Consider the following 11,335-nt stretch of genomic DNA (forward strand, 5'->3'; position numbering starts at 1 on the left):
ATATTCCGATGAATGTTCTTGAGCCAATCGAACTGAACAAAGGAACCCCGGGCCAACCTTGCCCCATTGCCAAAACACTTGACGTTATAGGGACCAAATGGACCTTTTTAATTATTCGGGACCTGCTTATCGAAGGAACGCTGCGTTTCAGCGACCTGCTGAAATCCATGGATGGGATTAGTCCGAAAACACTTTCACTCAGACTGAAGGAATTGGAGGAGCACGGCATATTGGAAAGGAAGGTGTTTCCGGAAGTCCCTCCGCGTGTGGAATATACGTTAACGGAGAAAGGGAAACGATTAGAAGGTATTTTCATTGAGTTAAAGAGATTTGGGTTACAGTTATAAACATTTTAAAATCAAAAAGAGCGGACCTCGAAAAGTCCGCTCTCCTACCATCAAGCCTATTGAATTATCCGAAACGTCCGGTAATGTAATCCTCTGTTCTTTTGTCACGAGGATTTTGGAAGATCGTCGGGGTACTGTCAAACTCGACTAGCTCTCCATTCAAGAAAAACGCAGTCTTATCGGAAATACGTGCTGCCTGCTGCATGTTGTGCGTCACGATTACAATCGTATAACGGCTCTTCAGCTCTTCCAACAGCTCTTCGATTTTCGCAGTAGAAATCGGGTCAAGGGCAGAGGTTGGCTCATCCATCAAAATGATCTGTGGCTGAACAGCGAGTGCCCGTGCGATACAGAGGCGTTGCTGCTGCCCACCCGAAAGCCCTGTTGCTGGCTTTTTCAGTACATCCTTCACTTCATCCCAAAGGGCTGCTGCCTTGAGGCTTGTCTCTACCAACTCGTCCAGCTTGTTACGATCGTTCATGCCATGGAGTCTCGGCCCGTACGTGATGTTGTCATAGATGCTCTTCGGAAAAGGATTCGGATGCTGAAACACCATGCCGATATTTTTGCGAAGTCGCTCAACCTCTACGCGAGAGCTATAAATATCCTCATCGAACACTTTTACCGTTCCCGTAATTTTGGTGTTCGGTACTGAATCGTTCATTCGATTCAACGTCCGTAAAAATGTAGACTTACCGCAGCCGGACGGACCAATTAATGCTGTAATGGAATCAGGCTCTACATCCAGATTTATATGATAGAGGGCTTGCTTATTACCGTAGAAGAGATTCAACTCTCTCACCGAAATAACGCTCATACGGTCTTCGCTCCTTCGTGATTGTTACGTCCTTTTACTTCCCCACTATAGCGCACCAATGTTAGGGTTCCGTGTGATGTTTATTAAGTTTCGATAAAGTTTTTGTTTTGGGACTTTTTACATAGGTCATTTTACATTAAGTTATGGTAAATCTTGCTGGTAAAGCATATACGCCCCCCCTAAGTACCCCCTACAATGAAGCTGAACGTTTTGACGAATAAGGGGAGAACAATGAATGCCAGACATAAGAAAACTATGGGGTCACTCGTCGTTTCATTACCGTTCAATTTTCACCAGGCTGTTCGCAGGCATTATGGGGATGGTAGTCTGCATGATGGCAATCGCCGCTTTCTTCATCAGCTATCAATCCGAAGCCACGCTTAATGAAAAAACAAAGCAGCAATTACACGAGGCATCAGGTGCAGCTCTACAGAAAGTACATAGCAGGGTCTATGACATCGTAACCGCCTTGCAATCATTTGCTTCCACTTATAAAAACAGCACGGTTACCAACAGTCAGATCTTTGGCATTTTTACAGATATGTCTGCCAGCAATCCTACGATTTCTGAGTTACAGATCGTCACCACAGACGGACGGTATTTAACCTTTCCAGGATCACCCCTCGACAGTTCCTACGATCCGCGAAAAATGGACTGGTATGAGGGCGCATTGAATCTACCACAGCAGGGGATTTTTGTCTCAGATGTCTTCCAGTTTTCCGAGACGGAGTTTCCCAAGATCGCCGTCTCACTCCCTTTGCGCAATGAAGACGAGGAGCCCGTAGGCGTCGTCGTGGCATTTGTCTCTGTCCCGAAGCTGAGCGAATCCATCGGGCAGATTAAACTAGGGGAAACTGGATATGCCATGATTGTTGATCAACAAGGCAAGCTGGTCGCTCATCCCGATCAGTCCTACGCGTTGCAGCGCCCTCTTCTCTCAGAGCTTGCGATCGTGCAAAACGTCATCGCTGGTCAATCTGGCTACGAACCGAGCAGGATTAATGGAGTGGACTCTTTTGCCGCCTATCAATTTGACCCCTCCCTAAAATGGGGAGTGATCGTCGCACAGTCGGTATCCGAGGTAAAACAAGAGGTCCGTCGCCTTCAGCTAACCATTTTGGCCGTCTCACTCGTCGGACTCGCTGCACTCGCACTCATGCTGTATGTGTACGTACGTCGAATCATCAAGCCGATTAAGGAAGCACAACAAAAAATGTCCGCCTTTAGCGAGGGCGATCTCCTGCAAACCATGCACGTACAAAGCAATGATGAAATTCGCCAGTTGGCCGACAGCTTCAATCGAATGAGTGAACAAATCCGGACGATCATCGGTAAAATCCAGTATGTCATCTCAGACGTCAAACAAGTAGCCGATCATGTGGGAAAAGGCTCTCGCCATTCTCACGCCATGCAGTCAGAAGTCGTATCCGTAACAGAGCGACTTGCCCAAGAAATGGACAACCAGCAGGAGCAGATCGATGATATCCACGCCACGATGGCCGGCATCACACAAGAAATGTCTCGAATCACAGACTCCATGGAAAAAGCAATCGTACAGAGCCAGGAATCACGTCAGCAAAATGCGAAAGCAGCAACCTCCATTGATTTGCTAAAAGAAAATATGCACAGTATCTCAGAGGATATGAAAGCTTCTATGCATGCCATGTCCTCCATGAGAGAAAGCATGAGCGACATCAACGAAATGCTCGGTCTGATTTCCGCCATCTCCAAGCGAACCAAACTTTTGTCCTTCAATGCTCGAATCGAAGCTTCCAGGGCTGGACAAGCCGGAATCGGCTTCAGCGTCGTAGCAGACGAGATTCGCTTGCTGTCCGACCAGACCGAAGAAGCATCGGCCCGCATTCAAAAGGTAATTGAATCAGGGGAAGAACGAATGGAGCATGTAGCCGCCTGCTTGCAAACGACCGATCACGCTACTGTAAATGGCATTCAAACCTTGCACCAGGCCGCTTCTATCTTTCACAACACGATCCAGCTCAGTGAAGCGTTGACTGCGCAATTTGAATCGATCAGAACGCTCACAGGTACAATCTCGACACAGAGCCAAGCCATTTCACAGCGGGTAGACAATCTGTCTGCGTCTGCACAGCAAGTCGTATCAGGCACACAGCAAGCCGTAGCCGCCAATCAAGAAAGTCTATCCTTATCGGAGCAATTTCTCGATGACTCCCTGCGTTTGGCAGATATCGTTGAGGATCTGGAGCAAGCGATCAAATTTTTCAGAGCGGAAGACAGTCCCTCTCTCCAACGACATTCATCATGATAAGAAAAAGCCCTCCTGCAAGCACATGTGCTCGGGAGGGCTATTATTTTTCTATCAACCAAAACGTCCGCTAATATACGCTTCGGTTTTTTCGTTCTCAGGTGATGTGAAGATTTTCCCCGTCTCATCCATCTCGATCAGCTCACCCATCAGGAAGAAGGCGGTTTTCTCCGAAATTCGCGCTGCCTGATGGAGGTTATGGGTAACGATCACGATCGTATACTCATCTTTTAGCTGCATGACCAGCTCTTCGATTTTCATGGTAGAGATCGGATCGAGAGCGGAAGCCGGTTCGTCCAACAGCAAAATGGTTGGTTGCATCGCGATGGCACGCGCGATACAAAGCCTTTGCTGCTGTCCACCAGAAAGGGAGAGCGCTGAATCGCGAAGACGATCCTTTACCTCATCCCAAAGCGCTGCTTTTCGCAAGCTCGACTCAACCAATTCATCCAAATCACGTCTATTGGTCATCCCGTGGAAACGCGGGGCAAATGCGATGTTTTCATAGATCGATTTGAAAAATGGATTCGCTCGTTGGAACACCATTCCTACCACTTGGCGCAGACTCTCGATGTTTACTTGCGAGCTGTTAATGTCGATACCATCTACAATAATGGAGCCCTCTACACGACAAGAAGGAACCAGATCATTCATCCGGTTCAAGCTCCGTAGAAGCGTCGATTTCCCACATCCGGACGGACCGATAAAGGCCGTCACGGAGTTGCGTTCAATATCCATTGATATATTTTTTACGGCCTGCTTCTCTCCGTAGTATACATTCACATTATTCGTCTGAATGATCGTTTCTTGCATGGTCAGTACGGACATGGCTGCCACCTACCTCTTCTTAGTTTGATCCTGACGTCATCTTTTTGTAAACCCAATTCCCGAACCAACGAGCGGAAAGGTTAAAGAGCAAGACGGCAATAATCAGAACAGCAGCCGCGCCATCTGCGACATCACGCGCATCCGGTGTCAGCCCCTCGCTGTTTACCTTCCAAATATGCACGGCCAATGTCTCGGCAGGACGGAACGGGTTCAACGGTGAGGTCGTACTATTCAATGAGAAGTCGGTGAAATCCAGATTCGGTGAAGACATCCCTGCCGTAAACAGCAAGGCAGCCGCTTCCCCAAATACACGGCCAGATGCCAGAATGGCACCCGTAATGATACCTGGGAGCGCTGCTGGAAGGATGACAGACACGATGGTACGCCATTTGGTAATACCAAGCGCGAGACTCGCTTCCTTTTGACTGCGAGGTACGTTGCGCAGTGCATCCTCTGTTACACGAACCAAGAGTGGCAGGTTAAATACTGTCAGCGCAAGTGCTCCACCAAACAGGGTATAGCCCCAGCCTGTCATATTTACGAACACGAGTAATCCAAACAAACCAACTACGATAGACGGAAGGGAAGACAATACTTCTATACTCATGCGGATAAACTGTGTAATTTTGTTATCCGGCGCATATTCGGCCATATAAATGCCTGCTCCGATTCCGAGCGGCAACGCGATCAGCATGGTCAGGACCAGCAAGTACAACGAGTTGAAAAGCTGCGGTCCAATCCCGCCACCCGCATTGACGATATCCGGCGGAGAGGTCAAAAAGTCGAGATTCAGCTTATGCCAACCTTGAGAGAGAATGAAGCCCAATAGTCCCACCAAGGTACCAATAATCAGTACGGCAATTAGTGTCAAAACAACAGTAGCAGCGCGGTCCATCAGTCTCGCTTTCATCTATTTTGCCAACCTCTTTCTGCCCAACAGGCGCAAAATCACGATAAAGATGAAAGACATCGCCAAGAGTAGCAAAGCCATTGACCAGAGAGCATTGTTATACGGAGTTCCTTGAATCGTATTCCCCATGTTCAATGTAATACCGCTAGTGAGCGTACTGATCGGTTCGAACAAACCGCCTGGCAGCTTCGTTGTGTTACCGATAACCATTTGCACAGCCAAAGCTTCTCCAAAAGCGCGAGACATCCCCAAAACAATGGCCGTTAAACAGCCAGGAAGCGCGGAATGCAGCACGACATTCCAAATGGTTTGCCAGCGAGTAGCACCCAGCGCGAGTGAAGCGTTGCGCAAATCTTGCGGAACAGCCTCAATTGCATCTGCTGCCACACTCGTAATGGTAGGCAAAATCATCAGGGCAAGAACAAGTCCCCCTGCCAATAAGCTGAAGCCAAGAACATCAAATTGTTCGCGAATAAATGGAACAAGCAAAGTTAGTCCAACATAACCGTAAACGACTGATGGAATACCAACCAACAGCTCGATAACCGGCTTCAATACTTTTTTCCCGAAGCCAGGAAAGATCTCTGTCATAAAAATAGCGGCGCCGATTCCAAGTGGCGCGGCAATCAAAGCAGCCAGTGCCGTTACGAAAAACGAACCGAGGATAAAGGGCAACACACCATACGCGGATGGTTCACCTTCTGGGTCCCATTTGTCATGCGTTAAAAATTCTTTGAAGCTTACCCCATCGACGAAGAACGTCGACAGCCCTTTTGAAGCAATAAAATAGGTGATCGATAAAACAACAATAACGAGCAAACCCGCACAAATCATCGCGATGGTTTTGCCGGTAATATTCTCTGTCTTTTGACGCTTGTTCGTTGTCAGCATTTTTTGCGCAATCATCGATTTACGCTCTGTATTTACCCCTTCAGTACGATGGCTCATGTTCTCCCTCCTGGAAAGAAAACGACTGTACGCAAGCAAAATGAGGGGAAGGCCCCCCTACCCCTCTATTTTGCTGTTGACGATAACGCTTATTTTTGTGTTACTTTGCCTTCTGCATCACGTTCCACTTTCATATCTGTGATTGGCAGGAAGCCCAATTCTGTTACAGTTTTCTTTTGTACTTCGTCAGTCAGGATGAAGTCCAGGAACGCTTTTGCATCGCCAGCTGCTTCACCTTTGGTGTACATATGCTCGTACGCCCATACTGGATATTTGTTCGATGTAATGTTTTCTGCGTTTGCTTCCACACCATCCAATTTCAGAGCTTTTACAGAGTCGTTGAAGTAGGACAGTGCCAAGTAACCAATTGCACCTGGTGTTTCAGCAATGATTTTACGAACAGTACCGGAGGAATCCTCTGTGATACCTTCTGCTTCTTCTTTACCATCCAACGCGAATTTGCTGAATGTCGCGCGCGTTCCGGAAGATTTCGGACGGTTAACCAGCGTGATCTTCATGTCTTCACCGCCAACGTCTTTCCAGTTGGTGATTTTACCAGTGAAGATGTCGATCAATTGTTGCTTAGTCAAGTTGTCTACTTTTACTTGCGGGCTTACTGCTGCTGCCATACCGACAACCGCTACTTTATGGTCTACCAGTTCGTTTGCTGGAATGCCTTTTTTCTCTTCTGCGAAAATATCGGAGTTACCGATCGTTGCTGCACCGCTTGCTACTTGGCTCAAGCCCGTGCCGCTTCCTCCGCCTTGTACTTGGATTTGTGCGCCTGCATTTTTTGCCATAAAGTCTTTGGCCGCTTGCTCGACCAGAGGCTGTAAAGCGGTAGAACCCACTGCTGTTACAGGTTCACCGGAAGTTTTTGGTGTCGAACCAGAGTTGCTTTGCTCTTTAGCTGGTTGTTGCGCTGGTGCTGGAGTCTGTGCAGTGTTGCCGCTTCCACACCCCGCGAGTAATGCCCCTACACATGTCAGCGCAATAAACATTTTGCTGAGTTTTTTCATTGGATGAAAATCCTCCTTAAAAGGTTCGGTTTGTTTTTTTCTCTCTTACAAGTACAAACTATACAGCGGGAATGTTGTCGTATTATGTTGTGAATGTAAAGCTTTCTTAAAGATGCAGGGGTTCCTGTTGTAAAACGGCGCAAGCATGGGAATACTGTCCCTATTCTTTTGGTGGGGGTGTCCATGTGGAACGGCTGGCCTTGCTTTTTGTGATCATTGGTGCCCTGAACTGGGGATTAATCGGGTTATTTCAATTTGATTTAGTCGCAAGCTTGTTTGGTGGAGCGGAGTCTATCGTCAGTCGAATCGTGTATACGATGGTAGGCTTGTTTGGGGTGTATGCCATCAAGTTTCTTTTCACGGATCGGGAAGAAACACCAACATAAAAAATGATGTCCGGCTGTCCGGCTGTTGGGGAGAGGAGGAAACAGGAGAAAACGCTCAGCTTCTTGTCCCACCCGCTGAGGGATTCACTGCCCGTCTCCATGAAATAAAGCGAAACCCGCGTCCAAAGTGGTCCATTCAAGAGGTGTCTCAGAGGTGGACGCTAAAAGCTTGTTTCGCTTTTTTTCATTACGCCTCGGTCGCGGTGTACCAAAGATCTTCGCTTATTTCTCCTGTTTCCTCTACGAGCTTTCCGTGCTATTCGGTTTATAAAAGCCTTAAAAGAATGTAAGGATGTCATCAGTCACAACAGAGAAGAATATTTCCAGGCGTAGCGACTTGTGGAGTCCAACCGAGCGGAGAAGCGATTAGCGGGCAAAAGAAACGCAACGTGCTCGCGCTACGTAGCGGCTACCACTTTTGCGTTTCCCCGCTAATCGCTTCGGAGCGGACAGCTCAGCCCCCAGCAGGACGGAGCCTGGAGCCTAGACTGGAAATATTCTTCTCCCCACGCCAGCCACGATACGAGAAAAAAACGGCACTTCCCGATTAACAGGATGTGCCGCCTTTATGGTGATGAATTAATTGTCTCGTTTCAGTGGCTCAGAGAGATCTACGTGCCCCATCAGCGTTTCTACTTTCTTGCCATCCTCTAAGAAGACAATTTCCTTTACTTCCGAGAACTGAAAGAATGTATTCTTCAACGCATCCAAAGCCATCGTCTCGCCACTTGAACCCATATTGAACTGATTCTTGCTATCCGCATCAATCGTCAGGGTTCCTTTATTAATTGTGATCGAATGGTACTTGAAGTCTTTCCACAGTGGAGTGTGCACGTCTGGCTTTACAGGTGTCTCCAACAGGGCAAGTGTCTTTTTGTACTTCTCGATATCTTCTGCAAACGTGATCTCTTGCTCTTCTTTTTGCAGCTCCATCACATTATTATCCGAATAGTAAACGGTGACCATTTGCTTTTTCAGAGTCGGCTCTGTTGTCGATGGATCAGTGTTTGAACCAGATGGCTGTTCTACTGGTGTGGTTGGCTGTGGTGTTTCTGTCGCGTTTTGCCCACATCCGGCCAAAAGCAGCATCACTAACGCTGCCATCCAGATCACTCGACTTTTTTTCATCGTGAAAAGCCCCCTTACTGATAAGACTCGTAGTATTCACGAATAGCCGCAACAATGGCTTTCGCGATTTTATCTTGGAATGCCGGATTCGTCAGCTGCGCGTTCTCCTGTGGATTGGAGAGGAAGCCTGTCTCGGTCAACACAGCAGGCATTTTCGTGTTTTTGATCACATAAAAGCCACTCTGTTTGACGCCTCGATCCGGGAACTGCGTTGCCCCACGCAAATGTTTATGTACCACTTGGGCAAAGTCTTTACTGTTTTCATTATAATAGAAAGTTTCTGTTCCTGCAGCCGTCGGTTTCGGGAATGCGTTGGCATGAATAGACAAGAACATGTCGGCTTCTAACTCATTGGCAAAAGCGACACGCTCTGACAGTTCATAAAACACATCTGTCGTGCGTACGGGAACGACTTGAAACTCTGGATATTGCTTCAGCAAAGCCACAATCTTATTGGAGACAGCCAGGTTGTAATCTTTTTCATTGTTGCCAGCGGAGCCCTTCGTGCCTGGGTCTTTTCCTCCATGACCGGCATCAACAACGATCAGGTAGCCTGTTTTCTTCGGTTTTGGCGTCAATTTTACTTCGATACCGTCTTTCGTGTAAGCCAGCTCATACGTGCTCTTTTGGTTCAGCTCAATAACAACGCGGACCGTGTCAGGAGATGCACTGTATTGGCTGTAACGCAGGTCAGCGATGAGAGGTTCTTCTTTCGCTTGTTCTGCCTGATTCTGTTCATCAGAATCTGAATCTCTGTCTTGGTCTTCATCATCAGCGGAGGCTATTTCCTCGGATTCGCCTACACTATCATTTTTCTCGTCTTGACGTTTTAGATCTTCGACTAAATCATCATCCAATGCTGTTTGTGGGAGATCCAAGACGATCCGGTGAGGACCTGTCATCACAAAGGACTGAGGAATTACAGGTATGGTCGTTTCAATACGAACACGGTCGCCATCCTTAGATACATCTTTCAAAACATTGAGGCGATCGATCTCAACCTGATTATTTTTCTTGTCCCACGCCAATGACCCGCCAAGCTCGTCCTCCAATTGACGTAATGGGAGGACCAACTGATCATCAATCGTCATCCCGCGCTCAGGTCGTTTCCACGCAAAGCCTTTTTGTCCCACTTGCTCAGCTACAGCCTGTGCGGACGCGTACATCGTGTCTTCCACTTGATACAGCTTGATCGGCTGGGTTGGTGCCTTGCCATTCAGCTTTACCTGTGGTGTTTCGTTTGCAATGACAGTTCGTGTGCTGTTGTCCCACCCGACTGTAACACCAAGTGACTCCCCGACAAAACGCAGTGGCAGCAGCATACGCTTTTGTGAAATAACAGGCGGCGTATCGAGCTTCACTTGTTTACCGTTCAACATTGCCGTACTGGAGTCAAGTGTAAGGGAGAGCTGCTGCGTGCCTTTGGAAATGACAGCTGTTCGAGTAGCTTCATTCCAATCCACTTTTGCACCTAGCCCTTCGGCGATGACACGGACGGGAACCAACGTGCGTCCATTCTTGATGACTGGCGGCACTTCAGCATTCACTGCTTGTCCACCAATCATGAGATTGACAGCTTCCTCTGAAGCACTGCTTGCTGCAACCGCCCAACCGGGGATTAGCAATAGGACCAGCAATGCAAAAAGCAGAGGGTAAAATCGTCTCTTCATCCTGACCTCCTCCGTGATGTCTGTTTTCTTCGTTATGTGGCGTCAGCCAATGTGCAACGTTCACCATTCTATTAGACGCTCGATGATCTGTAAAGTTTATAGTCTTTTGGTACCAAAATGAAAAGACCGCCTCCGCAAGCCCCGCGAGACAGTCTTTGCAACTAATCATTTGTTATCGAAAAAATCCCCTTCTCTCTTGCCTACTTACTTCTTGAACTGGTTTTTTTATCATGTTCAAGCCCCCGTTAGCAAGAAATTGCTGGATCAGCGAAATCACAGCTGGATTCGACAGCACCTTAATGGAGTCGGCTACCTTGGGGTTTTTCAATTGGGGAATAGCGTCGCCTAGATACGGTAAAAGCGGTAGTAAGTCTTCGATAGAAATAGCAGGCTTTTGTGGTTGGGGTACTGCTTCCACTTGAGCGGCATTCCGTCGTCCTCCAAACAGCAGACCTCGCCGTTCTCCTGTACTTCTTGGAGGTGCTTGTTTGAGACGCCCCAGTGTATTCTTCATATCCTGTAGCTCCTGTCTCACCTGACTCATTTCTCTCATCATTTGAGCATTGTTTGCATGCTGTGAATCCGCAAGTTTGTTGATCGATTCTAGCAAAGGGTTCTTGGGGACAGCCTGCTTCTTTTTCGCTTTCATTTTCTCAACGATAATCCCACCTCCCTCCTCACTCTCCCCCCTTATCTAAAACGTTTTTTTATATTTTCCAAATCCTTTGCAGTGACACCTTTTTTCGAAAGCTTATTCAACAGACTTCCGACATTTTCTGTTTTCTGCATCTGACGAAACTGCGCAGCATAACTGTTTACCTCTTGCTCGGTCAATTTTTTCCCTGACTTTTTGGCCATTTCACGAATGACTTCCTTGATTCCCGCATCTGTCCTCAGCTTTTCCTTAGGAATTGATTTGACAATGTTGAGCAAAGAACCAATATCCATCAATATCCCCCCTGGTTGCAGTTAGTTCCTTTTTACTCTATGTAGCCAAG

12 protein-coding genes are annotated in these 11,335 nt (G+C 47.5%); 3 read left to right on the plus strand and 9 right to left on the minus strand.

Going from position 1 to position 11,335, the window contains the following annotated elements; genetic code table 11:
• Nucleotides 1-8 precede the first annotated feature (8 nt).
• The gene (locus HP398_RS26120; RefSeq protein WP_017247281.1) at nt 9-347 is read left to right on the plus strand and encodes a winged helix-turn-helix transcriptional regulator; all 339 of its coding nucleotides are present in this window, start codon (nt 9-11) and stop codon (nt 345-347) included.
• Between the two features lie 64 nt (nt 348-411).
• On the opposite strand, the gene pstB (HP398_RS26125) is transcribed toward HP398_RS26120, so the two are convergent.
• Nucleotides 412-1,164 (minus strand): phosphate ABC transporter ATP-binding protein PstB, encoded by a 753-nt coding sequence (gene pstB / locus HP398_RS26125; RefSeq protein WP_017247280.1) that lies wholly within the window; start codon nt 1,162-1,164, stop codon nt 412-414.
• Between the two features lie 235 nt (nt 1,165-1,399).
• On the opposite strand from pstB (HP398_RS26125), the gene HP398_RS26130 reads away from it, so the two are divergent.
• Nucleotides 1,400-3,448 carry a methyl-accepting chemotaxis protein gene (locus tag HP398_RS26130; RefSeq protein WP_173624088.1) on the plus strand — a complete coding sequence of 683 codons (2,049 nt, stop codon included), beginning with the start codon at nt 1,400-1,402 and terminating at the stop codon, nt 3,446-3,448.
• A gap of 54 nt (nt 3,449-3,502) precedes the next feature.
• Here the strand turns inward: HP398_RS26130 and pstB (HP398_RS26135) are convergent, their stop codons facing one another.
• The 4 genes from pstB (HP398_RS26135) to HP398_RS26150 all read right to left on the minus strand — a co-directional run bounded on the left by pstB (HP398_RS26135) (nt 3,503) and on the right by HP398_RS26150 (nt 7,153).
• Complete coding sequence (gene pstB / locus HP398_RS26135) at nt 3,503-4,276, minus strand: phosphate ABC transporter ATP-binding protein PstB (RefSeq protein WP_017247278.1); 774 nt, start codon at nt 4,274-4,276, stop codon at nt 3,503-3,505.
• A gap of 19 nt (nt 4,277-4,295) precedes the next feature.
• Nucleotides 4,296-5,186 (minus strand): phosphate ABC transporter permease PstA, encoded by an 891-nt coding sequence (gene pstA, locus HP398_RS26140; RefSeq protein WP_017247277.1) that lies wholly within the window; start codon nt 5,184-5,186, stop codon nt 4,296-4,298.
• Entirely contained in the window at nt 5,187-6,134 is a 948-nt protein-coding gene (gene pstC / locus HP398_RS26145) for a phosphate ABC transporter permease subunit PstC (RefSeq protein WP_017247276.1), read from the minus strand.
• 89 nt (nt 6,135-6,223) lie between these two features.
• The gene (locus HP398_RS26150; RefSeq protein ID WP_017247275.1) at nt 6,224-7,153 is read right to left on the minus strand and encodes a phosphate ABC transporter substrate-binding protein PstS family protein; all 930 of its coding nucleotides are present in this window, start codon (nt 7,151-7,153) and stop codon (nt 6,224-6,226) included.
• Nucleotides 7,154-7,338: 185 nt separating this feature from the next.
• Between HP398_RS26150 and HP398_RS26155 the strand changes: the two genes are divergently transcribed.
• Nucleotides 7,339-7,539 (plus strand): DUF378 domain-containing protein, encoded by a 201-nt coding sequence (locus HP398_RS26155; protein ID WP_017247274.1) that lies wholly within the window; start codon nt 7,339-7,341, stop codon nt 7,537-7,539.
• 579 nt (nt 7,540-8,118) lie between these two features.
• Here the strand turns inward: HP398_RS26155 and HP398_RS26160 are convergent.
• The 4 genes from HP398_RS26160 to HP398_RS26175 form a co-directional block, all read right to left on the minus strand.
• The gene (locus HP398_RS26160) at nt 8,119-8,667 is read right to left on the minus strand and encodes a GerMN domain-containing protein (RefSeq protein WP_173624089.1); all 549 of its coding nucleotides are present in this window, start codon (nt 8,665-8,667) and stop codon (nt 8,119-8,121) included.
• Between the two features lie 14 nt (nt 8,668-8,681).
• Nucleotides 8,682-10,337, minus strand: coding sequence for an N-acetylmuramoyl-L-alanine amidase family protein (locus tag HP398_RS26165; protein ID WP_173624090.1), 1,656 nt, complete (start codon nt 10,335-10,337; stop codon nt 8,682-8,684).
• Between the two features lie 172 nt (nt 10,338-10,509).
• On the minus strand, nt 10,510-10,986 hold the full coding sequence (locus HP398_RS26170) for a hypothetical protein (RefSeq protein WP_173624091.1): 477 nt from the start codon (nt 10,984-10,986) through the stop codon (nt 10,510-10,512).
• Nucleotides 10,987-11,027: 41 nt separating this feature from the next.
• Nucleotides 11,028-11,285 carry a hypothetical protein gene (locus HP398_RS26175; protein WP_106834818.1) on the minus strand — a complete coding sequence of 86 codons (258 nt, stop codon included), beginning with the start codon at nt 11,283-11,285 and terminating at the stop codon, nt 11,028-11,030.
• Between the last annotated feature and the right edge of the window lie 50 nt (nt 11,286-11,335).

The sequence above is a fragment of the Brevibacillus sp. HB1.4B genome (genome assembly GCF_013284285.1).
GTDB classification, from domain to species: domain Bacteria; phylum Bacillota; class Bacilli; order Brevibacillales; family Brevibacillaceae; genus Brevibacillus; species Brevibacillus porteri.